The organism is Catenuloplanes atrovinosus, assembly GCF_031458235.1.
Lineage (GTDB): Bacteria > Actinomycetota > Actinomycetes > Mycobacteriales > Micromonosporaceae > Catenuloplanes > Catenuloplanes atrovinosus.
In genome coordinates, this window is record NZ_JAVDYB010000001.1 from 3,741,803 (window position 1) to 3,765,480 (window position 23,678).

Sequence of the window (23,678 nt, forward strand, 5' to 3'; positions counted from 1 at the left end):
ATCCATGGCGAAGGTGTTGGTGGTCGACGACGAACCGGACCTGCGGTTCGTACATCGTCGCATCCTCGGCCGCGCCGGCCACGACGTCACCGAGGCCGGCGACGGCGCGGCGGCGCTCCGGACCGTCCGGGAACTGCGGCCGGACCTGGTGGTCACGGACATGATGATGCCGGTCATGGGCGGCGACGAGCTGATCCGCCGGCTGCGGGCCGACCCGGCGACCGCGGACATCCCCATCCTGGTGATCAGCGGCGACTGGCAGCTCGCCTCCGGCGCGGACGCCGTGCTCGCCAAGCCGTGCCGCGGCCAGGACCTGATCAACGCGACCGAGAGCCTGCTACAGAGGGGACGGCAGGAGTGAAGCGGCTGTCGACCGGGGCGTCCGACCTCGACCTGATCCTGGGCGGGGGCTTGGAGCCCGGGTCCGTGGTCGTGCTGTCCGGCCCGCCCGGCGCGGGCAAGACCATCCTGGCGCAGCAGATGTGCTTCGCGGGCGCGGCCGAGGGGCGCAAGGCCGTCTACTACACGGCGCTGTCGGAGCCGCACTCGAAGCTGGTGGAGCACCTGCGCGGCTTCAGCTTCTTCGCGCCCGAGCACCTCGGGCCCAGCATCCGGTACGTACACCTCGGCGACATGCTCCGGGACCGCAGCCAGGGCACGTTCGCCGCGCTGATCGACGAGGTGGTGCGCACCGCGTTCGAGGAGGAGCCGTCGCTGGTCGTCATCGACAGCATGAAGATGGTGCGTGACTTCGTCGGCGAGCACGACCTGCGGATGTCGCTCTACGACCTGACCAGCCGCGTCGCGCACAGCGGCGTGGTGCTGCTGCTGCTCGGCGAGTACACGCCGGAGGAGACGCAGACCGGCGCGGAGTTCGCCATCGCGGACGGCATCATCCAGATGTCGTACGAGTTCACCGCACCGATGGACCGCCGCGGCCTGCGCGTGCTCAAGCTGCGCGGCACCCCGCACCTGGCCGGCACGCACACCATGCACATCACCTCGGACGGCGTCCGGGTGCACCCGCGGGTCGAGTCGCTCAAGCAGGGCGAGGTGCGCCTCCGCGGCGAGCGCGTGCGCACCGGCATCCCCGGCCTGGACGAGCTGACGGGCGGCGGCATCCCGCGCGACGACGCCACGCTGGTGCTCGGGCCCACCGGCGTCGGGAAGACCATCGGCTGCCTGCACTTCCTCGCGGAGGGCATCGGCCAGGGCGGGCGCTGCCTGTACATCACGTTCCAGGACACGCCGGAGGAGCTGATCCAGACCGCGGCCACGTTCGGCTGGGACTTCGAGGCCGCTCGGAAGGACGGCACGCTGATCATCTCGCACGTGCCGATGGGCGACCTCGACCTCGACGCGCTCGCCTCGGTGGCCCGCCACGCGCTCGCCGACGGGACCATCATCCGGATCGTCATCGACGGCCTGTCCGAGATGGCGAACGCGGCCCGGCAGGCGCAACGCTTCCCCGCGTACCTGCGCAGCCTGCTGGGCGTGATCCGGGCCGGCGGCGCCTCGCTCTGGGTGACCAGCGAGACCGGCGCGTTCGGCCCGATCGAGGAGCCGCTGGCCGGGCTGATGTTCCTGTTCCACAACGTGATCCAGCTGCGCTACATCGAACACTGCGCGGAGATCGGGCGGGCCGTGAACATCCTCAAGATGCGCAACAGCCCGCACGACTCCGGCCTGCACACCTGCCACGTCACCGGCGCCGGGCTGACGATCGGCGAGCGCCTGCGGAACGCGTCCGGCATGCTCGCCTGGACCGTGCTGCGCGACTGCCCGCCGCCCGGCGAACGCTAGGCCACCTTCTCCAGCACGGCGAACTCGTCGTCGGTCAGCGTGATCGACGAGGCGGCCAGGTTCTCCTCCAGGTGCGCGGTCGACCTCGTGCCCGGGATCGGCAGCATCACCGGCGAGCGGCGCAGCAGCCAGGCGAGCGCGAGCTGGTTGATCGAGGCGCCGTGACCGGCCGCGATCGCGGCGACCGCGCCGTCCGGGTCGGGCAGACCGGTGCCGGCCAGCGGGTACCACGGGATGAACGCGATGCCCTCCCGCTCCGCGTACTCCAGCACGTCCGCGGCGGTCCGGTCGGTGAGGTTGAACAGGTTCTGCACGGACGCGATCGGCGTCACCGCCTGCGCGGCCCGCACCTGCTCGACCGTCACCTCGGACAGCCCGATGTGCCGGACCTTGCCCTCGCGCCGCAGGTCGGCGAGCGTGCCCACCTGGTCCTCGATCGGCACGTGCGGGTCGACGCGGTGCAGCTGGAGCAGGTCGATCCGGTCGAGGCCGAGCACGCGCAGGCTCAGCTCGGTCTGCTGGCGCAGGTACTCCGGGCGGCCGACCGGCACCCACTCGCCCGGGCGCGGCCGGCTGACGCCGACCTTCGTGGCGATGACCAGATCACGGGGGTACGGGTGCAGCGCGCGGCGGATGAGCTCGTCCGTGACGAACGGGCCGTAGGCGTCCGCGGTGTCGATGAGCGTGACGCCGCGCTCCACCGCGCGGCGCAGCACCGCGACCGCGCCGTCCTGGTCAGTCGGGTACCCGAAGAACCCGGGGCCGGTCAGCTGCATGGCGCCGTAGCCGAGCCGGCCCACGCTCAGATCTCCACCGATGGCAAAAGAAGACGACATTTCACACCTTTTCCGGTGAGGCGGTTGATCGGCTACCACCGTGCGCCGGGTGCCGGGGTGCCGCCCAGACCCGCTTGTGGGTATCCCTGGCAGGGTCAGGCACCGGGCCGGGCCGGCCGCGCATACTCGATGTCATGACGACCAGCCCGCTCGGCGAGTTCCTCGCGGCCCACCGCGCCCGCATCACCCCGGAGCAGGCCGGGCTGCCGCGCTACGGCGACCGGCGGCGCGTCGACGGGCTGCGGCGCGAGGAACTGGCGATGCTGGCCGGCGTCAGCTCCTCCTACTACACGCGCCTGGAGCAGGGGCAGTCCCGCAACGCCTCGCCGCAGGTGGTGGACGCGCTCGCCACCGCGCTGCGGCTGGACGAGACCGAGCGGCTGCACCTGCACCGGCTGGCCGCCGCGGAGACCCGCCCGCACCGGGTCCGCCGGCCGGCCGCGCAGACGCCGGATCCGGGGCTGGTGGAGCTGCTCGGCGCGATGTCGGCCGTACCGGCGATGGTGGTCGGGTCGCGCAAGGACGTGCTGGCGTGGAATCCGCTCGGTCACGCGCTGCTCGCCGGCCACCTGCCCGCGGACGCGCCGGCCCGGCCCGGCACCCGCCCGAACCTGGCCCGTCTGATCTTCCTCGATCCGGAGCTGCGCGAGCTGTTCGTGGACTGGCCGGCCAAGGCGCGCGCGGACGTCGGCTGCCTGCGCCTGTTCGCCGGTCAGTACCCGGACGACCCGGCGCTGGCCGAGCTGGTCGGGCAGTTGGCGGTGGGCAGCCCGGAGTTCGCGGCGTACTGGGCGGACCATCGTGTGGTGGCGTGCACGTCCTCCGCCTACGAACTGCGGCACCCGCTGGTCGGCCGGATCACGGTGACCGAGCAGGCGCTGAGCACCAACGAGTCGATCGGCCAGCGGCTGGTCACCTACACCGCGCCGGGCGGTTCGCCGTCCGCTGAGGCGCTCGCGCTGCTCGCGCAGCTGGTCGGCGACGCGGCCCGGAGCCCGCGGCCGGTACCCGCCTCGTCCGGGGTCTGACGGGCACCCCCTCCTCCCGCTACGCTGCCTCGCATGCCGCTTCCCGCCGACGTGCAGAGCCGCCTCCGCGATCCCGGCTTCTGGCGTGCGTACCTCTTCGAGCCGCAGGACGAGGACGACGACCTTTACGACGATCTCGACGAGGACGACGACGAGGACGCCTCGTTCGTCGTGGAGTTCCCGGTCGGTGACGGCTACGCGCTGGTCCTGGACATCGACGTGTCGATCAGGATGGTGAACCTGGCGCTGCGCACGCCGGACAGCGACGAGACGCTGGAGCTGGGCTGGGACGACGAGGCGCACTGGCACCCGCACGCGCTCCGCTGGGTGGAGCTGGACCTCATCGCCCGCGCCGCCGCCGCGCTCGACCCCGGGCTGCCGCACCCCGGCCCGGTCGTCGCGCTCACGTCCCGGTTCGTCGTGCTGGCCGCCACCGAGCCCGGCGACCCCGACGACGTGGGCCCGCTCGACGAGATCACCCGGCTGCTCGACCACGCCTACGGTCCTCCCCCGGCCGGCGCGCCGTGGTGGCCGAGCGCGGACGACCTGCTGGACCGCATCGACGGCCGCGGCAACGGCGTGGTGTGGCGGCGTGACGCGGTCGGCGACTGGACGGTCGACCAGGACGAGACGGACCCGGCCGGCTTCGCGCTCTACAGCACGCGCGTGCCCGGCGGCGAGTTCCCGTTCGCGCGGTGGCGCGAGCTGCTGGCCGCCGCCGCGGCCACGCTCACCTGAGCCCGGTGGTGGCGATGCCCTTGACCGGGTACGTGTGGCCGGCGACGAAGAGGCCGAGCACCGGGGCGACGGAGACGAACGACATGGCGAACAGCTGACCCCACCGGCTCCTAGCCCTCCGCCGCCTTCCGCTCGATCTGGACCGGATTCACCTGACCTGGCGATCGATGCGACGGAATCCGCCTAGCTCGCCGCGGATGGGCGGGCGGGGACGGGGTGTGGTGACCAGCGGCGGTGCCGGCAGGGAGGCCGGCCAACGGCCGACCGGTGCCCAATGCCACTTAGCTTATTTTGATCTTGGTGGTGGGTGGAAGCGGTACGTGGCGGGGCTGGGGTGGCGGGTGGAGGCGGGTTCGTGGCGTTGTTTGGGTCGGTACATGTTGCGGCGGCAGCGTTTGACGGCGCGGGGGCAGGTGCGGTGGCGGCGGGCGGGGTTGAGTGTGCGGGTGATCTGGGCCCAGATGCGGGGTAGTCGGGTGGTCCAGTCTTCAGGGGGAAATGGCCGCTGAGCCGGTGGCTGAGCGGCGCGCGAGGCGTAGTGCGCGGGTGAAGCTGATCCGGTCGGGGTCGATCGCGGCAGCGTCGGCGGCGCGGGTGATCAGCACGGTCATGGCGTGCTGGATTAGTAGCCAGGCCCAGATTTCCTGGTGGACGAGGTCGGGCAGTTTCGAGCGCAGGATCCGGCCGGGCCCGCGGAGGTGGGTTTTGAGCTGGTCGTTGGCGGTTTCGTGTTCCCAGCGCAGGTGGTATGCCTCGGCGAGTTCGTCCGGGCCGGCCTGGGCGGGGTCGATGATGGTGGTGGCCAGGGTGATCAGTTCGCTGGTGCCGTTACCACTACGGTCGGGTACGTCGTATGCGACGACTCGGGCGAGGTGGGCGGCGGGCAGGCCACGGTCGTTGATCGCGTCGTCGCAGGTGTCCAGGGTCCGGTCGGCCGCGGCGGCCAGGATCCGGTCCCGGCGGCCACCACGGATCGTCTTGTCCATCAACACGGTCAGATAGGTGCCGTCGGCCAAAACCTCGATCACCGGCAGCCGGATCCCGGCCTGGATCCGCCAGAGCAGGTCCGCGCCGGTCGCCTGCGCCCGGTCCCACGCCGCGAACGAGTAAAACGACCGGTCCGCGGTCAGTAGTTCCCCGCGGCGCAGCCGTGCATACAACGGCATGGCCAGGGTCTGTTCCCCGACCGCATACGCGCCGACCTCCGCCGCCAAAAACGCGTGCGTCCCGCACTCAGTCAACGCCACGACCCGGGCCTTCGGGAACGCCGACGGGCCACCACCGGTCCGGGAATACCCGAACTCGGCCGCGTTCTCCGTCGTGTCCGGCACGTCCACGTCGAACCCGTCGATGGCAAGGACCCGCCAGTCCCGCAACCACGCACCTGACGTGACCGCGGACGCGACCGGCCGGGCGACCCGCTCGAACACCTCCGCCAGCACATCCCGGCCCAGCCGCTTACGGGCCTGACTGATCCCACCGGCCGTCGGCGGCGACCACCCCGCGTCCCAGCACCCGAACCGATCCAACGCCCCGGTCACCTTCACCGCGACCTCGGCATAATCATCATCCGGGAACAGCCACAAACCCATCGTCAGATACGCCGTCACATGCGGCGGCAACTTCCCATCCGACCGCCTCGCCTGCACCCCACACTCCGCGACCGCGGCATCCACCACGTCCCGCGGCACCGCCGTGACCAGCACCCCGACCGACACCTGATCCGGCCGCACATCCACACCCGACACCACCACATCGAAGCAGACAAACCAGCCACACCACCCACCAGACCACCAAGATCAAAATAAGCTAAGTGGCATTGGACCGGTGCCCGCGGGAGCATGCGGGTCCCGGCCAGGCCGGAAGCGGGTAAATGGGGAAAGGTCAGTTCTGTGTGGGTTCGGGGCCCGCTGCGAGGCCGACGGTCCAGGCGGTGTGGGCGCCGAGGAAGACGAGGAGGGCGAGCATGATGCCCTCGATCTGGAGGGCGGTCAGCGGCAGGCCGTCGAACGGGACCAGGGCCCACACCGCGATCAGCAGGTAGAGCGGGATGCCGACGACTCGGAGGAGGAGGGCGCCGCGGCGGGTCATCTCGTTCTCGCGGGCGACGGATGGGGAGAGCAGCAGGATGGAGAGGGCGCCGAGCAGGCCGGCCAGGGCGAACGCGGAGCGCCAGAAGGCGGGGACGTTCGGGGCGACCTGGGCGAGCAGGGAGAGCGCGCCGGGGATGAGGAACTGCAGCGAGACCGTGTAGGCCATGCGGCGCACCCGGGGGCCGCCCTCGCGGAGCTGGCGGCGCTCGGTGACGGCGACCCACCAGAGGCCGAGAAGTGTGAAGTTGATGCCGGCGACCGCGGCGTAGAACTGACCGACGTCCATGGCGCGGGAGGGTAGCGAGTCGCGCGGACGGCGACGGCCCCGGGGGATCTCCCCGAGGCCGTACGGATGATCCGTCAGTGAACCATGATCGGCGCGGCGGCCGGCTGGTCGTCGTTCAGGTGCGCGACCTCGCGCTTGCGCGGGAGGAACAGCGCGGGTACGAACGTGCACAGCACCAGGGCGAACGCGACCCAGAAGGTGTGCGCGAACGCGGTGGCGGCGAAGTCGAGGCCGCGCTGGATGAGCGACGGGTCGATGCCCTGCGCGGACTCGGGGTTGATCTGCGAGCCGATCGCCAGCTGCGCCTCGGTGGCGGTCTGGCCGTTCGGCAGCGGGACCGGCGTCGAGTCGTTGAGGTTGCTGGTCAGCAGCACGGACATGATCGCGGTGCCGACCGAGCCGCCGATCTGCTGGAGGATGTTGACCAGGGTGGAGCCGCGCGCGACCTCGTGGCTGGTGAGCGTCTTCAGCGCGGACGTCATGATCGGCATCATCGTGCCGCCCATGCCGAGGCCCATCACGAACAGCGAGCCGCACAGCAGCCAGTACGACGTGTCCGCGTCCAGCTGGGTGAACGTGAACAGCCCGAGCGCGATCAGGACCAGCGCGAACGGGACGGTACGGCCGACCGGGACCCGGTCCGCCAGCGTGCCCGCGATCGGCATGGTGACCATCGCGCCGAGGCCCTGCGGCGCCATCAGCAGGCCCGCGTGCAGCGTCGACTCGCCGCGCACCTGCAGGAAGTAGCTCGGGAACAGCAGTCCGGCGCCCATGAACGCGATGATGAACACGGTGATCGTGATCGAGGCGACGGTCAGGTTCCGGTTGCGGAACAGCCGCAGGTCGAGCAGCGGGTGCCGGGGCGTGAACGAGTAGAGCACGAAGCCGATCACCAGCAGCGCGCCCACCACCATCGGCGCCCACACCTTGGCCGAGCTCATCGTGCCCTCCTCGGGCAGCGACGACAGGCCGAACAGCAGCGACGCCAGGCCCGGCGAGAGCATCAGCATGCCGAGGAAGTCGAACGACTCGGACGGTTCCGGCGCGTCCTTGGGCAGCACCACGTACGCGTAGATCAGCGCGATGATGCCGATCGGCAGGTTGATCAGGAAGATCCAGTGCCAGGTGGCCACGTCGATCAGCCAGCCGCCGAGGATCGGGCCCATGATCGGGCCGAGCAGCATCGGGATGCCGAGCACCGCCATCAGCCGGCCGATCCGCTCCGGGCCGGCCGCGCGCGTCATGATCGTCATGCCGAGCGGCATCAGCATGCCGCCGCCGAGCCCCTGGAGCACGCGGAACGCGATCAGCGTGGTGATCGAGTCGGCCATGGCGCAGAGCACGGAACCGATCGTGAACAGCGCGACCGCGGCCATGTAGAGCCGCTTGGTGCCGAACCGGTCGGCCGCCCATCCGGTGAGCGGGATGACGGTGGCGAGCGCCAGCGTGTACCCCGTCATAGTCCAGGCGACGCGCGCGTAGGAGGCGCCGAACTCCTCCTGGAACGTCGGCAGCGCCACGCTGACGACCGTCACGTCCAGGATCGACATGATCGCGCCGAGCACGACGACGCCGGCGACCCGCAGGACCGCGCCATCGAGTTTCTGCGATGTGACGGGCGCTGATTGACTATTCATGGGCTCCCCCCGCGACAAAAAATCCGGGCCCAGCCTAATCATGACGCCGACTCGTCCGCTTCCGGATTAAAACCGTCGGCGGTACGGGTGGAGGAGCGCATCACCCCACGTCACGGCCGCTCTCATAGTGACGGGTGTGGCCTTTGTCCACGCTTGCGAAATCATGCCGCAACAATGCGATGGAGACGATCCTCACTCGCGGAATAACGGACGCCGCGGCGGTAAGTTACCCGCCCGTTGCATACATGCCCAGCCCTCGGTGTGACCTGCGCCAAAAAAGGACTCGGAGGAGCCCGGGCCGCTGGACCCGGCGCGACTGCCGGTCGGCGCGGAGACGGATGCGTATCTGTGCGGGCCGGTCTCGTTCATGCGCACGGTCCGCGCGGCACTGCCGACCCGCGGCGTGCCGACCGAGCGGGCGACCGTGCCGGCGGCGGTGTAACCGGGCCGAACGGACTCGCGGACGGCCCGGTTCAGGTGGGTTCCGGCCATGGCCGGCAATCGGGACCCGGGCTCTTGGCACTCCGCGCCCAACATTTCGGCATCGACGACCCGGCCATCGCCTCGGTGACCGGGCCGGCCACGGGTGCGGTTCCGGCTCGGTCCGTGGCGCGTCAGCGGCCGGTGGCTTCGAGTTGATCGAATGCCATGTTCCACCACGATTCCGGGTCGGCGAACGCGGAGGGATCGACATTGATGAGTTCGGCGCGGATCGCGGCGGCGCGGTCCGCGCGGGCACGGCCGCCCGGGTCGTTGACGATGAGCCGCCCGAGCCGGTAGAGGAACTCGACGAATGCCGCGAGCGTGCCGTTGACCGCCTCGAAGTTCGGCGTCTCCAGGTCGAGTAGCACGACCGCGCCGGTCACCGAGTCCACGCAGAAGAGCATCTGTGGATCCTCCGGCGAACTGCCCAGCACGATGTAGATCCGCGGCCCCTCGTCGCCGATCTCAATCTTCAGTTTGGAGAACAGCCCGATGCCCTCGACCCGGGTGTCGGCCATGAACAGAATCGGCACGGCGCCCGGCAGGACACCGGCCGGTGGCAGGGCTTCCGGCGGGAGCGGGCTCAGCACGTCGTCGAATCGCTCGAACGGGAATCGGATCAGTCCCTCGCTTCCCCAGAGGGCGGCGAGCTGGTCGTAGGTGACGGTCATGCGCCCGGTTCCCCGTCCTCGTCATCGGAGCCGGCCACACCCTGATCCGCGAGGAAGTTCCACCACTCGTCGTCGTCGGCACCGAGCTCGGCATATCCCGCGCCGAAGACGTAGTAGGCGAGAAACGAGTCAAGGTCGCTCGCGACTCCCTCGAACTCCTCGCGCATGTACCACTCGTCGCCGTCGGTGCGCGGGAAGTACCAGACGGCGCCGGTCTCGCGGTGCAGCAGCAGCGGCTCCTCGTGCAGCCTGCCGAAGACGAACCACTTGTCGGGTTCGTCGGAGACGCGGGTGAAGCCCGGCATATCGCCGAGGACGGACTGGAAATACCCGTACGTGCGCGTGCTGGACAGGCTGAAGGCGCCGGCCAGGATGCCGTCGGCCACCTCCAGCAGTTCCCGTACGGGCTGCGGCACATCGTCGGGGATCTTGTCGCTCGGCACGGCGCCCTGGATCTCCGCCCAGCTGAGGGTTTCGGGCTGGCCGGCCTCGAGGTCGGCGCGTAACTCCTCAATGAGTTCGCGCAGGTCCGGATTCAATCCACTACCTCTATTCGGATGGGTGTCCCATCGGGCAGGGTCCTGATCTGCTGCCAGATCTGATTACCGATGTCCCGGTTGGTATCAGCGTCCAACAACCGTAGATTACTGGCGTCGTCCGCACCCCCCAGCTGCAACTCCCACACATGATCGGGGTCGAGGGTGTCCAGCTTGTCGGTGAGCTTCCGGGACGTCTCCTTGTCGTGCGGCCAGTACTTCTTCCAGATCGCCTCCCGCACCCGCTGCTTGTACGCCTTGGTGATCGCATCGTTCCGCGCGACCGGGTTGGCCTGCTTGAACAGCTTGCCGTCGTCGCTGAGCCTCTGCAGTGCGCGCATCTTGCGGTCGAACGGGCCCTGCTTGTACCCGGCCTTGCGCTGAACCTTGATCGTGACCTCGGGCAGGTTGTTGTTCCGGGTCACCGGCGGCGCGGGCGGTTTACGCGGCTTGGGCGGCTTCGCCGCCGCCTCCACGGCCTTGGTGACGAGCGTGCCAGCCTTCGTCGGCTTCTGCGCACCGCCGCGCGCCTTCGAGCCCTTCGGAGCGCTGCTACGCATTGAGCAGCTCCTGCAGGACCTGATCGATGAGCAGACCGACGATCTCCCGCGTGATCATCTGGAAGATCGGGATCTCCAGCAGCGACGCACCGAAGGTGACAGCCGCGGTCGCGATGGCCTGGGCGACCTGAAAGACTAGGATCGCCAGCTGGACGATCACCTGAATCTTCAATGCGAGCACGATCGCGGCGCAGGCGATCAGGCCGGTGCCGATCAGCATGGCCGCCTGCGAGTAGTTCGGCAGCTGGCCGGGACCGCTGTCGGGGTCCGTCCACCACTTCTGGAACGCCTGCATCGACTCGCCGCGATGCTGCGACCAGACGGCAGTCGCGGCCGCGCCGGCCTCGCCGGACGCGCCGGCGACCACACCGGAGAAGTCCATCCAGGCCTGGCCCATCTCGAACAGCTTCTCCTCGTCGGCCTCCGGCCATGACAGGCCGATCCACCCGAGCGCGGTGATGAGTTCGCCAGGTAGCTGAAGTCCCATGCGCTCAGCCCAGCATTCCCTGGATGCCCCGCATCGCGTTGGCGGCGTCTTGCTCGACCTGCTCGAAGTTGTCCGCCATCTGCGTCAGGTCACTACCCGCCTCGCCGATCTCCTCGGCGGCCAGGCCGATACAGTCCAACACCCAGGCCGAGGCCGCCGTGTACGCCATCCCGATCAGTGAACCGATGTCGTCGGCACCCCATGGCTCCCCGTAGCCCTCCATCCGGGCCTCGAAGGCCTCCAATTGATCGATGAAGCGCCGGCCGGCGTCGATCACCTGGTCGCCACCGGCACGCAGCTGGGCGGGTTCGACCTCGAAACCGCTCACCGGGAACCCCCTCCGGCCATCCGCTGCTGTGCCTCGGTCAGCGTCTGCAGGAACGCGCTGAGACGAGGAACCGCCGTATCGCGTACCTGCTCCAGCTGTTCGGCCAGTTGCGAGAGATCTCCCGGCGCAGGGACCTGCGCCGTGCCACGCATCGAGTCGATCGCCGCGTTCACCGCCGCGATGACCCGATCACCGACCTCCGCCGAGCCGAGCCGCATGACCCGCGGGTCCAGGACCAGCGACTCCAATCGGCCGTCAGCGCCGAACTCGGCACGGACCTGCCCATCCTCGGACTCGCCGATCCGGCGTAGGCGTGCCGTCTCCTCGTCCTCGGGCTCTGCGCCGGTGGCGCGTAGCGCGCCCACCGTAGCGTCCAGCATCCGAGCGAACTCCCCGCTCGCCGGCCCACTCATCGACATACGCCCTCCCGACGGCATGCAAGACACCGCAGAGCGTAGTCAGGACGAGCAACGCCACCCCAGCGCACACACCCCGGGGACGCCTCGCCGTCAATATCGAACGCTCGATCAGCGGGTCCTCCGGGTTTCGCGGCGTCAAGGCTCCAGGCGGATCACCGTCGATGGGGTCCGACATCGCTGCTCGTCCGGCGCCGCCCCACCCTATCGCCAAGGCAACGGCGGGACGCCGCTCACGTTCGTCGTCGAGCAGATGCATCAGTCGCTGCCGTGTTCTCACCCGGGCAACTGGTGAGGGCCGCCGAGCGAGCCGGTTCTGCCGCGGATCGACGCCGCCGCAATCCGCGAGGCGACGGCGTCAGCCTGGCGGCGCTCACGGCCACGGCCACCCTTCCGGGTGGAGCTTCCGCGAACGTAGCCACCTCGGCCTTGCCCCAACGGCCCTCCGCGCGGCCGCCGCGTCGCACCGCTCGGCCACAAGCGTGCCGAAGGCACACCCTAGGACCACGACGCCGACTGCCGCAGCCGCACCGTGTCCACGCCGAGGTCGTGCAGCCAGCGCACCGCCGCCGACTCGGCGTCGTCCAGCGCCGCGGCCAGCACGTGCGTGGTGCCGATGTCCGAATGCCCGGCCGCCCGGGCCAGCTCGCCCGCCCGGTCCAGCGCGTCGATCACCCGGCGGCCCCATACCGGGTCGCCGGGACGGCCGCCGCTCCACAGTCGCCGCGCGGTCTCCTCCGGGCCGAGCACGTCGCCGGGCTCGGCGCCGTCCGCGGGCTCCGGCGCGGCGGGCAGCCCGGCGGCGCGCAGCAGCTCGCCACCCCGGTTGTGCGCCCGGAACCGCTCGGCCAGCCGGACGCCGCCCGCCGCCAACTGGGCGTCCAGGCTGAGCACGGCGAGCAGCAGCGCCTCGGTGGTCACCCGGTCGTGGCCGGCCCGAACCGCCTGGCGCAGCACCTCACTCTCCAGGTTCGGCAGGACCGGGCCGCCCCAACGTGGATCACGACCGACCCGCCGGGCGACGAAGCCGGTGAGCAGCCGCAGCGGCGCCGGCAACGGCGGGTCCAGCGCCTGCAGCGGGGTGAGCATGCCCAGCATCGGCGTGTACGGCTCCACGGCGCTGCCGGGTGCGGACCGGACCGCCCGGGCGATGCCGGGCAGGTCGGCCCCGGCCGCGGCGGCCCAGGCGGTCAGCTCCGGGTCGGGGTGCCGCAGCGCCGCGGCGGCCAGCACCCCGATCCCGATCCAGCCACCGTCGCCGGCCTGCGCCGCGGCCTCGGCCAGCGCCGTGCGCAGCCCCGCCGACCAGACCGGGTCCCCGCCCGCGTCGGCGTGGGCCCGGTCCCGGCCGGACAGGTTGCGCAGCACCCACCACCGGGCCTCCCGCAGCGACGCGGCCCCCGGTCCGTGGGCGACGTCGACCGCCCGCCCGGAGTCCGCACCGCCCGCTGCAGGTTGTCTCACCGCAGCCCCAGGCCGCTCGGCTGGGCCGGCGGACTGCCCGGTGGAAGCGTCAGCGCCGAGAGCGTCGGCGGTGAGGCCGGGCAGCCGGTCGCGGAGATCGGCGTGCTCCTTCGCGATCACGGCGAGCAGCAGGCCGGTTGTCACGGCCGGCCGGCCCCGAACCAGGGCCGCGCGCCAGGCGGCCGCCAATGCCTCGGAACTCGGCAGGTCCGGCTCCGGGCCGAATGGTGCGTCTCCCATCGGAGTTTCTCTTTCGCCGTGCACCGATTGTCGGTCGCGTAGCCCCACCACGAACCTACCGCCTTGGCCGCTCCCGACCAGCCAAAACCGTCGCGGCCGGCACGACGGACCCTCCGAGAGGATGACGAGTCGACCCTGCCTCGTCGCAAGGTCGCGGCACACCTCGAACTGCCCAGGCGAGACTCACTGTCCGGATCTCCGGCCGAGCGTGCGGAGTGGGTGGCGGGCGGCAATTTCGGCGAGGCCGGGTTCGTTCCGGTTATCCTGCGTCGGCAGTCGATCCGCAGTGGGGAGTTGGGATGCGCCTCTTCAAGGTCACGGTCACCGCTTCGCCGCGAGAGCACACCGCGCGTTAGTCGGTCCACCGTCGGGCTCCGGCCCACGGTGTGGTGCTCCTCGCCGCGAAGCGGTCGCTCACGCGACGACCGTTTCCCCTTGCTCGAGGAGCTATTTTGCGTGCCCTTTTCTCCGCGCGTCTCGGCGCGGACTTCACCAGACTCTGGACCGCCGCCGCGGTGTCCAACATCGGAGACGGCATCACCATGGCGGCCGGCCCGCTGCTGATCTTGTCCCTCACCACCGACCCGGCCCTCGTCGGCGGCGCCGTCTTCGTCCAACAACTACCCTGGCTACTGTTCGCATTGATCAGCGGCGCCTACGTCGACCGGCTCGACCGCCGCAAACTGGTCGTCACGGTCAATACCTTGCGCGCGGTGGCGCTCGCCGCGCTGACCTTCGCCGTCGCCGCCGACATCCTCACCGTCGCCATGATCTACACGGTGTTCTTCCTCCTCGGTACCGGGGAAACGTTGGCCGACACCGCCTCCGGCGCGTTCCTGCCCGCCATCGTGGCACCGGACCGGCTGGCCACCGCCAACGCCCGGCTGATGGCCACCTTCACCATCGCCAACCAGTTCGTGGCCAAGCCGCTGGGTGCGTGGCTATTCGTGATCGCCGCCGCCGTACCGTTCGGCGTCAACGCGATGACCTTCGCCGTGGCCGCGGCGCTGATGGCGACGATCCGGCCGATCCCCGCGCAGCCGTCCGCACCACGTCGGGGCCTGCATGCGGAGATCACCGACGGTGTCCGCTGGCTCTGGGAACACCGCCTGCTGCGCACGCTCGCCGTGAGCACCGGGCTGGCGAACGTCGCATTCTGCGCCGCTTTCGCCACTCTGGTGCTCTACGCCCGGCAACGGCTCGGCCTGTCCGACGTCGGCTTCGGCTTCCTGCTGACCACCTTCGCCGTCGGTGGGCTGCTCGGCACCGTACTCGCGCCGAGGCTGCTACGCATTGTCGGGGCCTGCACCCTGCTGCGCGCCGGCCTCCTCGTCGAGGGCATCACCCACACCACCCTGGCGATCACCACGACGCCGCTCGTTGCCGCCACAATCCTGATCGTTTTTGGGATACACACCATGGTCTGGGGCGTCATCGTGGTGACCCTGCGCCAACGCATGGTGCCCGAGAGCCTGCTCGGCCGGGTCGGCAGCGCCTACTCGCTGCTCGATGTCGGCGGCGCTGCCCTCGGCTCGCTCCTCGGCGCAACCCTCGCCCACCTCTGGGGCCTCACCACACCATTCTGGATCGCCGCCGCCGTGATGGCACTCCTCGCTACCGCCACCTGGCGGCCACTGCGTCAAGCATCAGCCGCCTGACGCATCCAAAGGGTTCCGCCTGGCCACGTACCGGCGCGCCAGGCGGAACCCGGTCGTACGGCAACGCGATCCGCGCCTCACACCCATCGACGCCTCGCGGCGGACACCGACGAGTTCTTACGGATCTCCGCGGGCCGAGCCGGTCGGCGATTACGCCGCTAGGTCGCCACCGGCGCGGCAGCGCACGACCGGCGGCAGAAGAGCGCCGTAGGTACTCGACGCGTGGCTTCCTCGAGAATACGAAGAAGCGTGTCCGTGGTCTTGCGCGCCTCCAAACTCGTCCCGCCATCCTCACTGCTGGGCCGGCTGCTGAGCGGCTTACACGCTTCGACGCTGTTGTCCTCGATCGGACAGCGGGACCACCGCTCGGGACGATGGACGGATCTCGATGGTGGACGGATCGTTTGCTCGTCCCGGTGGTGCGCACCTGAACGAGGTCGTGGAATGACGAAGAGCCAGAGTAGCGATAGGCGTTGGATCGGCGTTTGGGGCGCAATTTTGACCCTGGTCGCGGTGGTGATTCCGTTGGGAGCCGGGTCGCTGTTCGGCTACTCAGACAAGATGCTGGTGTACGCGGGCGCCGTGGTCACCGCGCTCGTCGCCCACACACTGACCCGGCAGTCCAACCGCCGGCTCGCGGTCGAACAGAAGAACAGCTTCGACCAGCTGAAGCTGGAAGCGGCGATGCGTGCCGGGCAGCTCGTCAGCTGCAAGGACGGCCTGGGCGTCGACCGGGCCGCAGCCGCCTCCAGCCTGCTGGCGCTGACTCGCCTCGACCAGCCCGGGCTCGCTGTCGCCATGCTGGTCGACCTCTGGGACGGGGGAAAGGACAAGGTCTCCACCGAAACCGCGATCCTGGTCATCGATGGGGCGCTGCGGTCGGATCAGCGCAACGCCCAACTGATGGCGGCCGAGTTGCTCTGCCGCAACGCTCGCAGTCTCGACGCGTGCCAGTCGCTGCACTGGCCGAGCGCGATCGATGGGGGCTGGGATCCCCGCTTCGGCGACAAGACCAAGCTTCTACTGTTCGAGGCGCTGCTCGACATGACATTGACAACGACGCCGAACGAGAACGCTCTCCGTTCGGTCGCCGTCCGCCTCTACGGCGTGTGGGCGGCCGAGGCCGCAGTGGCCGACAGATCGCAGGACGTGAGCCATGCCAGGGTGATGGGCTGCGTCGGCACTTTGATCAAGGCACTCCTGCCGCAGATGGAGGTGCTCGGCTACACCGACTTCAACCAGGGCGACAGTCGGGTAACCCTCAAAGACTTCGCGGCCGCGGCGGCAACCGCGGCCGACAATCCCGACGAGTTCCTGCACCGAATCGTCGCGCAGCGCGCCGAGGAGCTCATCGCTTGGTCCCTCCTGTGCGACTGCGTCGACCTGTCCCAGGGAAGCATCGCAAGTGCCGTCGGCCAGGGCGGATCTCTGTTGCTGGCGGTCGACCGATCAAAGCTTCAACAGCCCCGATGATGCCGCAGGTGCTTGTCGCGTCCGCGACCGAGGTCGCCGAGGCGGGCAACGCAGACCTCGCCGCTCCTTATCCGCGGCATGACAGTGCGTCGGCACAGCGCTTGACATATCGATGAGATATCTCCCGTACTACCCGGCGACAGGCGAGAGAGATCGTGTATGTCCAGTGGCACGCCGACGGTTCGAGTTCGTGGCCTCGTCGTACCCGAACTGCTACTGCACTTGCTGCAACGTGGCGCGTGGCGCCACCCCGGCGAGAAGGCTCTTGCTCGAACGATTCCCTGGTTCGCGGACGAGCTGGATTTCCTCGCCACCGTGCACGACATGGAGTGGGAGTCTTGCGCACTCGACCACCTGGTCGAAGACGAGACCACAGCCCAGATCTTCAGCCTCGCCCGAGGCGGCTCGACGGTCCCCGTCTCGCCGCCCCGGCTGGACGTGGACAAGGCATTCTTCATCGCCGTAGCCAGGTACGCAGGCGACGACACCGCGGTCGCGCTCGACTATCGAACAAACGCTTCGGACCCTTCGCCGCTTGGATAGAGCGCAGAGAAGATGCCGCAGAAGCTGTTGCCATTCTGCGCGCTGGTGTTCCCACCATGCTGCGATAGCAGCGGCACGTGGCTGCTATCCGCCATGGCGACGGTTCCGCGGGGCGAATAGGTACGTCCGCCCATCGGCATGTCCACCCGTCGTATCACCGAAGACGAGGATTGAGTGCCGTGTCCGAGGTCATTGATCATCTTGGTCGAGACCGTCAAGCGGGGGTCGGCCGAGTGCGGACCGTGCCTCAGCCAGGACGGCCGGCGCGGTGACACTGGACAGCACGTGTCGCAATGCCTTCCGATAGGCCACCTCGAAAGCCTCTGCGGCGGGTACGGCCACGTCGGGTTCCACGCCGCCGCCCTCCCAGTTGGTGCCGGTGAGTGGGTTGACGGAACGTGCCACCGGTACCGCGATCTCGAAGGTCGGCGTGATCGGGAAGGCCTCCGTCGGATGGGCGCCTCCCCGGGTTGTCTCCCCGACCAGGATCGCGCGCCCCTGCGCCTTGAGGTTGTAGCAGATCTCCTCGCCGCCCGAGAACGTGACTCCGCTGGTCAGCAGGTACACGGGCCGGTCGAGATATCGCTCGCCGGGTAGCCAGGCATGGCTCCAGTACTGACGGGTACGTCCGGTGGCACCTTCGTAGACGCTGTTGAGGTGGGTTTCCCCGTCCGGGAAGAAGTAGCTCGTCCAGAAGACGGCACCGTCCGGAGATCCACCCCGGTTATCCCGAAGATCGACGATCAGCGCATGGGTATGTGACACCAATTCCATGGCCGCCACGATCGCGCGCCCGCCCAGACCAGCCGAGGCGACGGTTCGCAGCTCCAGCAGCCCGACGTTGCCGTCCATCCGCTGCACCCGCGCGATGCCGTAATTATGGAGCCGTTGCTGCTCCCGCCAGACCGCCTCGAATTCGGACTTGGTAGATACCTCGCGCATTTCCTGCGCACGCACCCGCACCCGCAAATGCTTGTCCTGACAGACCTCGAACAGGTCCGCCGTCAACCGCTCACCGAGGGTCTCCTCATCCAGTCGGTCATATTCACCGGCGGTCAGCCGCTCGCGTACGCGGTCGGCCGCCACGTGCGCCCTGTCGGGAAAGACGTATGTGCCGCACAACAGCTCAAGTGCTTTCTCCACGAGATACACCGACATCGAACGACCATATCGAAGACTCATCGTCACCCGCGAGGCGTCCGCTCATCGACAGATCCGGATTGGAGTGTCGCTCCGGCCACGGCTGCACCGTGTGACAACTCGCCCGGGGGGCGTGCGCTGGGACGGTGGCAGATCCGGGTCTCGGACGGCCACCTCGGCTGCGTAGGCATGTGCGTCGCGTCTAGCATCCCGGCGTGAGCTTCACCGTCGGACGAGCCGCGCTCGTCATTGTGGATCTGATGCCGAGACTGGTGAGCCTGGATCTCGGCCCGCATCTCGGCGCGGATGTGGTGGCCCGGGCGGCACTTCTGGCAAACGCCTGGCGGCGGGCCGGGGCGCCGGTCGTGTTGGTGCGAGTGGAACGTCCTGGCGTCACATCACAACCGCCGGGCAGCGACTTCGTACCGGAGATCCAGCCCCAGGAATGCGACATCGTCGTCGTCAAACGCACGATCGGGGCCTTCTACGGAACCGACCTGTCCGTCCGGCTGCGGGAACGAGGCGTTGACACTGTGGTCATGACCGGTCTGGCCACGACCATGGGCGTCGAATCCACCGCCCGCGCTGCTGCCGACCACGGCTTCGACGTGCTGTTTGTAGCCGACGCCATGAGTGGCATGACGACCGCCGAACACCACCACGCTCTTTCTGTGGTTCTCCCGCGCTTCGGCCCTGTGGTCCAGACCGAGGAGATATTAGCCTGGCTCTGACCCGCGGGCTCCGAGCCTGCCGGCTTCCGTGTGCAATCGGCTCGCCGAAGAGATGGGGCTGGCCGTCTCTGTTGACCGCAAGCAGCCCGGGCGGTGGGTGCGGGAACCGCCGACCGAAGCGGGGGTTACCGTGGATCAATAGCAAACCCCAGGATGAGGCCGCAGATGATTAACATGCAGGAGTTCGCGCGGCGGCTGAGCACTCTCGGAGCCGGTGTGTACACCAGCGACGACGTCGTGGATCTGGCGACGGCCGCCGATGTTCGTATCAGTGCTGACCGCGAGATCGACGCCGCCATGGCGCAGCGTTTGCTCAACCAGATCTCGCCCACGCCGCCCGTCACCGGAGCACAGATCACGGCATCGCAGTGGCCGCCACCTGTGTCTTCCCAGCGTGCAGCGCCTCCGGTGTCGTTTTCCAGCCCCGGTGCCGTCGACGGCCCGGCTGATCAGCCGTCGCGACCCCGCAGGCCTGGGCCCGCGCGCAGCAATCGGCGACCGGGCACTCGACCAACTGGCAGGTGACACTACTAACCCGCTCCGGCAGTTCCTGCGGCTCGGATGGCGGCGCGTGGTCGACACCGCCGGGTACCGACTTGTTGCCGGTCGCACGGGGCTCGTAGACGGCTGGACCGCATCTCGCTTCCGCCGAAGTCACGGGCTGCTTGTGCTGAGTGGCTGGCAGCATGGCAGGCCAGCAGCGCGGATCGCGGCAGATGCGGGCACGTGCGCCCCGATTGACTTCACCGTCGCTTACGCGGAGCGTGGACAGGTCCCGGAGGCGGGGTCGCGGGCTGCTCGATGTGCCGGCCATGCCGGCGCCGGGCCGCCGTCGCTTGTCCGGTCAGCGGGTGGGACTGTCGCCGCGCCGTGCGTGGCACTGGGTGCGGTCGGCGCACATATCGCCAGGCGGTGCTGCGGCGCGAGCGAGGCTCCAGGAGCGGCATCGGGTTTGGCCGGTTCGATGTCTTACCCGGAGCCTCGCCTTCGTTGATGTACGACTCCTATGTGCCCGCGCTGACCTGCAAGCTCATCGGTTACCGCAGAAGAGCGGGCCGATCGGTGGGCTTACGATCGCGCCGGCTGGACGAGCCGCAGGATTGCGTTCGCCACTTCTCCGGGATGGGTCACCATCGACTGCCGCGGCCCACCGGCTGCGGAGTCAGCCCGAGGCGCGCGGCGAATTCGGCGCCGGGGCGGATCAGGACCTGGTCGTTGTCGCTGAGCAGGTAGTGCATCGGCACGCTCAGCCCGGAGATGTCGGCGACATCGAGCGCCTCCGTGAAATAGCCGCCCGGCATCGGCACCATCAGGTCCGCGAAGAAGGATCGCAGTTCCTCACCGGATTCCGGCAACAGCAACGGCAGATACCCCGGTTCGACCGGAATCGTGCCGTCCGGGGTGGCCTCGATCGCCGCCCGGAGCTGCGGGCCCATCAGGTCGCTCTCGTCGGCGACTGACACGCCCTTGCGCGGCACCATGGCGTTGAACAACACGATCCCGCTCAGCCGTCCGGCCACCCGGTGCGCGGCACCCGTGACCGGGTAGCCGCCCCAACTGTGCGCGACCAGCACCACGTCACGCAGATCCCGCTTCTCGATCTCGGCGATCAGATGCTCGACCGCGTCGGACAGGTGCAGGCCGGAACGTACGTCCCCGCCGGCCAGCCCGGGTGAGGTGATGGTGATCGCGGTGTGCCCCGCGGCACGCAGCCGCTCGGCCACCGGCTGCCAGACCCAGCCACCCTGCCAGGCGCCGGGAACGAGTACGAAGGTCGTGGACATCGGCGAATGCCTTCCGATTCGGAGACGAGACGCCCACAGGATGCGGATCGAACCCCGGATGTTCGGTCAGCCGGCGAAAAAGACCCGCAAATCTCTCACCCGGCCTCGCTGGGACGAGAGCAGCCAGTACGCGTACGCCGAACACGTGCGTTCCGTGTCCTCGTCGCTGCGCACCTCGATCTCCCACAACGTCAGCTCACGGGTGGCCGACACCCCCGCCACGTGCGGCCGCATTCCCGCGGACACGTTGCGGTCCATCACCTCGCCCAGCGGCGGGATACCCCGAGTACGCCGCCCGGTCGACCACGCGCCGGTGACCTCGGGATGCCAGCTGTCGCGCAGATACGCCTCGAACGTTCCCTCGTTGCCGGCCGCGGCCGCATGCCGCGCCTCGGCCCAGTGCCTTGACATATCGGCCGCGCCGTCGGCGTATCCGTCCCTGGCCGCGGTGAGCTTTCCGGCCAGGAGTCTGCGCGCCTCGTGCAGACGACGGCGGACCGTGCCCGACGGCACCCCGCAGAGCGCCGCGATGTCCTCGTACGCGGTCACGGGCGAGAAATAGCGCAGCAGGGTGACCGTGCGCAGCGGCAACGACAGCTCGCCGATCGCGTGTGCCACCCAGTCCCGCAGGGCCCGCCCCTCCAGCAGCGAATCCTGGTCGCCGGACCCCGACGCCGCCTCCAGCAGCTCGACGGGCAGGGCCGTTCGGGCGCGCAGGCGCATCCGGCAACAGTTGCGGACTATCGCCCGTAGCCACGGGCCGGCGGCAGCCGGGTCGCGCAGCTCGCCGATCCTCGCCAGGGCGATCAGGGCGGCGTCCTGGACGGCGTCCTCGGCCTCGTCGCCGCGGGGCAGCACGCTCAGCGCGACCGCCATCATCCCGGCGCGGTGGCGGGCCAGCAGCTCACCGAGCGCCCCGGCATCGCCACGCTGTGCCAGCAACGCCAACTCGGTGCCCGCCTCGGCGGGGTGTGCCAGCATGCGCGAAGTCTAGCGACGATTCCGGTGACCAAGAGCCTCACCCTCATCGATCTCCGCTACGTTGCCGCCTGCGGTCGCCCAGCGGCGCTGATACGTACGGTGGATCACTTCATGGAGAAATTCCATGAGTACGTGTCAGTAAGCTTTGTCCATGGCGGTGGATGAGATTGCGGCGTCGTTGCTCCATCAGGTGACGACCATCGCCGGTCAGGTGACCGGCCGGATGCAGGAGGGCCTCGAGCGCCTGGACCTGACCGGACCGACGGCGAACCTGCTATGGGTGCTGAATCCCGAGGACGACCCGCAGTCGCTGCGCAGGCTGGCCACCCTGCTTCACTGCGACCCCTCCAACATCAGCCTGCTGAGCGCGCAGTTGGAGGAGCGCGGGCTGGCCGAGCGACATCCGCATCCGCGCGATCGACGCGTACGGACGCTGGTGTTGACGCCGGAGGGCAGGAAGGTTCGTGAGCGCCTGCTTACCGTCGTCGCGCAGCGTTCCCCCTTCGCTGATCTTGACGGCGAGGAGCAGCGGCTCCTGCAGTCCCTGCTGGCCAAGGCGCTCAACGGTCCGCAGTGAGGGCGGTCACCGGCACCTGATAATACTTGAGAAACTCATGTAGCTTGTAAAGCATGAGCGATGGCACAGGTCCAAGACGGGTACGGCTGACGGCGGCCGGCGGCGCCGACGTCCTGAGGGTGGAGCCCATGTCGGTGCCGGAGCCCGGCCCGGGGCAGATACTCATCAAGGTGGAGGCCGCGGGGGTGGCCTTCAACGACATCTCGACGCGTGCGGGCCTCAACCCCGGCCCGCTGCCCGACGTGCTCGGGTTCGACGTCGTCGGCCATGTCGAGAAGGTGGGAGCCGGCGTCGAGGACGTCGCCGTCGGCCAGCGGGTCGGCGCGCTCGTCGGCACCGGCGGGTACGCGACCCACGCACTGGCCACCTCGCGGCGGACCGCGCGGCTGCCCGAGGGGCATCCCGCCGAGGAACTCGACGCGCTCGTGCTCAACTACCTCACGGCCTGGCAGATGTTCCACCGCATAGCCCAGCCGGCCCCGGGGCAGGCGGTGCTGGTCATCGGCGCGGCCGGCGGCGTCGGGTCGGCGTTGTGCCAGATCGCCAGCGCTGCCGGCGTCGAGGTCTACGGCACCTCCAGCCGGGCCCGGCGGGCTCGGGTCGAAGCCAACGGAGCCACCTGGGTAGCCGGCGCGGAAGACGTGCCGGTGCCGGTCGCGGCCACATTCGACCCGGTGGGCGGGCCGTCGCTCGCACGTTCGCGTCGCGCCACGAAACGGTCAGGCGTGGTCGTGTCGTACGGCTTCAGCTTCACCGTCGGCGCCGGATACTCCAAGGCCGGTGCGATGGCGCGCACCGTCCTCGCCCTCCTGCGAGCGAAACTCTCACCGGGCGCCCGCGTGGTGGTGCACATGGTGGAACGACGCGTCGACAAGGACCTGGCCGGCTTCCGGGCCGATATGACCGCGCTGGTCGAGCAACTGCGGACCGGGGCCCTCAAACCGGAGGTCACCACCCTGCCGCTCGACCGGGCCGCCGACGCGCACCGCCGCCTCGAAAACCGCGAAGTCGACGGCAAACTCGTCCTCATCCCGTGACGGGGAGCGAACCGCGGCCATCTCCCATGAGTCGCCGTACGCGATATATCCGCGCTCGGGCCGCTCGGGATCGACACACATGTACACGGCGGTGCGATCGTTGAACGTGTCACGCATGATCTCGTGCTTCAACGGCCGCGAGACACGG

General features: G+C 69.6%; 25 protein-coding genes. 11 read left to right on the forward strand and 14 right to left on the reverse strand.

Features of this window, described 5'->3' with window-relative positions:
- Positions 1-4 precede the first annotated feature (4 nt).
- Together J2S41_RS16835 and J2S41_RS16840 are read left to right on the forward strand one after the other, a co-directional pair.
- Complete coding sequence (locus J2S41_RS16835; RefSeq protein ID WP_310368802.1) at positions 5-361, forward strand: response regulator; 357 nt, start codon at positions 5-7, stop codon at positions 359-361.
- Positions 358-1,803, forward strand: coding sequence for an RAD55 family ATPase (locus J2S41_RS16840; protein ID WP_310368804.1), 1,446 nt, complete (start codon positions 358-360; stop codon positions 1,801-1,803). The genes J2S41_RS16835 and J2S41_RS16840 overlap by 4 nt, the downstream gene beginning before the upstream one ends.
- On the opposite strand, the gene J2S41_RS16845 is transcribed toward J2S41_RS16840, so the two are convergent.
- Positions 1,800-2,639: an aldo/keto reductase gene (locus J2S41_RS16845; RefSeq protein ID WP_310368806.1), complete on the reverse strand. Its 840-nt coding sequence runs from the start codon at positions 2,637-2,639 to the stop codon at positions 1,800-1,802. The genes J2S41_RS16840 and J2S41_RS16845 overlap by 4 nt on opposite strands.
- A gap of 134 nt (positions 2,640-2,773) precedes the next feature.
- On the opposite strand from J2S41_RS16845, the gene J2S41_RS16850 reads away from it, so the two are divergent.
- Together J2S41_RS16850 and J2S41_RS16855 are read left to right on the forward strand one after the other, a co-directional pair.
- On the forward strand, positions 2,774-3,667 hold the full coding sequence (locus J2S41_RS16850) for a helix-turn-helix domain-containing protein (RefSeq protein ID WP_310368807.1): 894 nt from the start codon (positions 2,774-2,776) through the stop codon (positions 3,665-3,667).
- A 33-nt stretch (positions 3,668-3,700) separates the two neighbouring features.
- Entirely contained in the window at positions 3,701-4,405 is a 705-nt protein-coding gene (locus J2S41_RS16855) for a hypothetical protein (RefSeq protein WP_310368809.1), read from the forward strand.
- A 488-nt stretch (positions 4,406-4,893) separates the two neighbouring features.
- Here J2S41_RS16855 and J2S41_RS16860 read toward each other — a convergent pair whose 3' ends face one another.
- The 10 genes from J2S41_RS16860 to J2S41_RS16905 all read right to left on the reverse strand — a co-directional run bounded on the left by J2S41_RS16860 (position 4,894) and on the right by J2S41_RS16905 (position 13,606).
- Complete coding sequence (locus J2S41_RS16860) at positions 4,894-6,144, reverse strand: IS4 family transposase (RefSeq protein WP_310368189.1); 1,251 nt, start codon at positions 6,142-6,144, stop codon at positions 4,894-4,896.
- 145 nt (positions 6,145-6,289) lie between these two features.
- On the reverse strand, positions 6,290-6,784 hold the full coding sequence (locus J2S41_RS16865) for a hypothetical protein (protein WP_310368811.1): 495 nt from the start codon (positions 6,782-6,784) through the stop codon (positions 6,290-6,292).
- A gap of 74 nt (positions 6,785-6,858) precedes the next feature.
- On the reverse strand, positions 6,859-8,421 hold the full coding sequence (locus J2S41_RS16870; RefSeq protein WP_310368813.1) for a DHA2 family efflux MFS transporter permease subunit: 1,563 nt from the start codon (positions 8,419-8,421) through the stop codon (positions 6,859-6,861).
- Between the two features lie 614 nt (positions 8,422-9,035).
- Complete coding sequence (locus tag J2S41_RS16875) at positions 9,036-9,575, reverse strand: SUKH-4 family immunity protein (RefSeq protein WP_310368815.1); 540 nt, start codon at positions 9,573-9,575, stop codon at positions 9,036-9,038.
- Positions 9,572-10,114: an SUKH-4 family immunity protein gene (locus J2S41_RS16880; protein ID WP_310368817.1), complete on the reverse strand. Its 543-nt coding sequence runs from the start codon at positions 10,112-10,114 to the stop codon at positions 9,572-9,574. Before J2S41_RS16880 ends, J2S41_RS16875 begins: the two co-directional genes overlap by 4 nt.
- Entirely contained in the window at positions 10,111-10,671 is a 561-nt protein-coding gene (locus J2S41_RS16885) for an endonuclease (RefSeq protein WP_310368819.1), read from the reverse strand. Before J2S41_RS16885 ends, J2S41_RS16880 begins: the two co-directional genes overlap by 4 nt.
- Positions 10,664-11,158 (reverse strand): WXG100-like domain-containing protein, encoded by a 495-nt coding sequence (locus J2S41_RS16890; RefSeq protein ID WP_310368821.1) that lies wholly within the window; start codon positions 11,156-11,158, stop codon positions 10,664-10,666. The genes J2S41_RS16885 and J2S41_RS16890 overlap by 8 nt, the downstream gene beginning before the upstream one ends.
- Before the next feature lie 4 nt (positions 11,159-11,162).
- The gene (locus tag J2S41_RS16895) at positions 11,163-11,486 is read right to left on the reverse strand and encodes a hypothetical protein (protein WP_310368823.1); all 324 of its coding nucleotides are present in this window, start codon (positions 11,484-11,486) and stop codon (positions 11,163-11,165) included.
- Positions 11,483-11,866 (reverse strand): YbaB/EbfC family nucleoid-associated protein, encoded by a 384-nt coding sequence (locus tag J2S41_RS16900; RefSeq protein ID WP_310368824.1) that lies wholly within the window; start codon positions 11,864-11,866, stop codon positions 11,483-11,485. The genes J2S41_RS16895 and J2S41_RS16900 overlap by 4 nt, the downstream gene beginning before the upstream one ends.
- 534 nt (positions 11,867-12,400) lie before the next feature.
- On the reverse strand, positions 12,401-13,606 hold the full coding sequence (locus J2S41_RS16905) for a Clp protease N-terminal domain-containing protein (RefSeq protein ID WP_310368827.1): 1,206 nt from the start codon (positions 13,604-13,606) through the stop codon (positions 12,401-12,403).
- A 452-nt stretch (positions 13,607-14,058) separates the two neighbouring features.
- Between J2S41_RS16905 and J2S41_RS16910 the strand changes: the two genes are divergently transcribed.
- From J2S41_RS16910 to J2S41_RS16920, 3 genes are all read left to right on the forward strand, one after another.
- The gene (locus tag J2S41_RS16910; protein WP_310368829.1) at positions 14,059-15,264 is read left to right on the forward strand and encodes an MFS transporter; all 1,206 of its coding nucleotides are present in this window, start codon (positions 14,059-14,061) and stop codon (positions 15,262-15,264) included.
- 444 nt (positions 15,265-15,708) lie between these two features.
- A complete protein-coding gene (locus J2S41_RS16915; RefSeq protein ID WP_310368830.1) occupies positions 15,709-16,737 on the forward strand; it encodes a hypothetical protein in 1,029 nt (342 codons plus the stop codon).
- Between the two features lie 159 nt (positions 16,738-16,896).
- Positions 16,897-17,280 carry a hypothetical protein gene (locus J2S41_RS16920; RefSeq protein WP_310368831.1) on the forward strand — a complete coding sequence of 128 codons (384 nt, stop codon included), beginning with the start codon at positions 16,897-16,899 and terminating at the stop codon, positions 17,278-17,280.
- Positions 17,281-17,469: 189 nt separating this feature from the next.
- Here the strand turns inward: J2S41_RS16920 and J2S41_RS16925 are convergent, their stop codons facing one another.
- On the reverse strand, positions 17,470-18,438 hold the full coding sequence (locus J2S41_RS16925) for a S41 family peptidase (RefSeq protein WP_310368832.1): 969 nt from the start codon (positions 18,436-18,438) through the stop codon (positions 17,470-17,472).
- A gap of 197 nt (positions 18,439-18,635) precedes the next feature.
- Here J2S41_RS16925 and J2S41_RS16930 point away from each other — a divergent pair, with 197 nt between their 5' ends.
- Positions 18,636-19,151: an isochorismatase family protein gene (locus J2S41_RS16930; protein ID WP_310368833.1), complete on the forward strand. Its 516-nt coding sequence runs from the start codon at positions 18,636-18,638 to the stop codon at positions 19,149-19,151.
- A gap of 174 nt (positions 19,152-19,325) precedes the next feature.
- Positions 19,326-19,676, forward strand: a complete 351-nt coding sequence (locus tag J2S41_RS16935; protein ID WP_310368834.1) for a hypothetical protein — start codon at positions 19,326-19,328, stop codon at positions 19,674-19,676.
- A gap of 602 nt (positions 19,677-20,278) precedes the next feature.
- Here the strand turns inward: J2S41_RS16935 and J2S41_RS16940 are convergent.
- The gene (locus J2S41_RS16940) at positions 20,279-20,935 is read right to left on the reverse strand and encodes an alpha/beta hydrolase (protein WP_310368835.1); all 657 of its coding nucleotides are present in this window, start codon (positions 20,933-20,935) and stop codon (positions 20,279-20,281) included.
- A 66-nt stretch (positions 20,936-21,001) separates the two neighbouring features.
- On the reverse strand, positions 21,002-21,916 hold the full coding sequence (locus tag J2S41_RS16945) for an RNA polymerase sigma factor (protein WP_310368836.1): 915 nt from the start codon (positions 21,914-21,916) through the stop codon (positions 21,002-21,004).
- A 151-nt stretch (positions 21,917-22,067) separates the two neighbouring features.
- Here J2S41_RS16945 and J2S41_RS16950 point away from each other — a divergent pair, with 151 nt between their 5' ends.
- Together J2S41_RS16950 and J2S41_RS16955 are read left to right on the forward strand one after the other, a co-directional pair.
- On the forward strand, positions 22,068-22,493 hold the full coding sequence (locus tag J2S41_RS16950; RefSeq protein WP_310368837.1) for a MarR family winged helix-turn-helix transcriptional regulator: 426 nt from the start codon (positions 22,068-22,070) through the stop codon (positions 22,491-22,493).
- A gap of 128 nt (positions 22,494-22,621) precedes the next feature.
- The gene (locus J2S41_RS16955; protein ID WP_310368838.1) at positions 22,622-23,530 is read left to right on the forward strand and encodes an alcohol dehydrogenase catalytic domain-containing protein; all 909 of its coding nucleotides are present in this window, start codon (positions 22,622-22,624) and stop codon (positions 23,528-23,530) included.
- The last annotated feature ends 148 nt before the right edge of the window (positions 23,531-23,678 follow it).

Excerpts from the sequence above, each read along its gene's own strand:
- J2S41_RS16885 (WP_310368819.1), bottom strand. The coding sequence starts at position 10,671 with ATGCGTAGCAGCGCTCCGAAGGGCTCGAAGGCGCGCGGCGGTGCGCAG.
- J2S41_RS16845 (WP_310368806.1), bottom strand. The coding sequence starts at position 2,639 with ATGTCGTCTTCTTTTGCCATCGGTGGAGATCTGAGCGTGGGCCGGCTC.
- J2S41_RS16945 (WP_310368836.1), bottom strand. The coding sequence starts at position 21,916 with ATGCTGGCACACCCCGCCGAGGCGGGCACCGAGTTGGCGTTGCTGGCA.
- J2S41_RS16935 (WP_310368834.1), top strand. The coding sequence starts at position 19,326 with ATGCAGGAGTTCGCGCGGCGGCTGAGCACTCTCGGAGCCGGTGTGTAC.
- J2S41_RS16950 (WP_310368837.1), top strand. The coding sequence starts at position 22,068 with ATGGCGGTGGATGAGATTGCGGCGTCGTTGCTCCATCAGGTGACGACC.
- J2S41_RS16835 (WP_310368802.1), top strand. The coding sequence starts at position 5 with ATGGCGAAGGTGTTGGTGGTCGACGACGAACCGGACCTGCGGTTCGTA.
- J2S41_RS16900 (WP_310368824.1), bottom strand. The coding sequence starts at position 11,866 with ATGCTGGACGCTACGGTGGGCGCGCTACGCGCCACCGGCGCAGAGCCC.
- J2S41_RS16905 (WP_310368827.1), bottom strand. The coding sequence starts at position 13,606 with ATGGGAGACGCACCATTCGGCCCGGAGCCGGACCTGCCGAGTTCCGAG.
- J2S41_RS16925 (WP_310368832.1), bottom strand. The coding sequence starts at position 18,438 with ATGTCGGTGTATCTCGTGGAGAAAGCACTTGAGCTGTTGTGCGGCACA.
- J2S41_RS16955 (WP_310368838.1), top strand. The coding sequence starts at position 22,622 with ATGTCGGTGCCGGAGCCCGGCCCGGGGCAGATACTCATCAAGGTGGAG.
- J2S41_RS16915 (WP_310368830.1), top strand. The coding sequence starts at position 15,709 with ATGACGAAGAGCCAGAGTAGCGATAGGCGTTGGATCGGCGTTTGGGGC.
- J2S41_RS16865 (WP_310368811.1), bottom strand. The coding sequence starts at position 6,784 with ATGGACGTCGGTCAGTTCTACGCCGCGGTCGCCGGCATCAACTTCACA.
- J2S41_RS16875 (WP_310368815.1), bottom strand. The coding sequence starts at position 9,575 with ATGACCGTCACCTACGACCAGCTCGCCGCCCTCTGGGGAAGCGAGGGA.
- J2S41_RS16870 (WP_310368813.1), bottom strand. The coding sequence starts at position 8,421 with ATGAATAGTCAATCAGCGCCCGTCACATCGCAGAAACTCGATGGCGCG.
- J2S41_RS16855 (WP_310368809.1), top strand. The coding sequence starts at position 3,701 with ATGCCGCTTCCCGCCGACGTGCAGAGCCGCCTCCGCGATCCCGGCTTC.
- J2S41_RS16890 (WP_310368821.1), bottom strand. The coding sequence starts at position 11,158 with ATGGGACTTCAGCTACCTGGCGAACTCATCACCGCGCTCGGGTGGATC.
- J2S41_RS16940 (WP_310368835.1), bottom strand. The coding sequence starts at position 20,935 with ATGTCCACGACCTTCGTACTCGTTCCCGGCGCCTGGCAGGGTGGCTGG.
- J2S41_RS16920 (WP_310368831.1), top strand. The coding sequence starts at position 16,897 with ATGTCCAGTGGCACGCCGACGGTTCGAGTTCGTGGCCTCGTCGTACCC.
- J2S41_RS16850 (WP_310368807.1), top strand. The coding sequence starts at position 2,774 with ATGACGACCAGCCCGCTCGGCGAGTTCCTCGCGGCCCACCGCGCCCGC.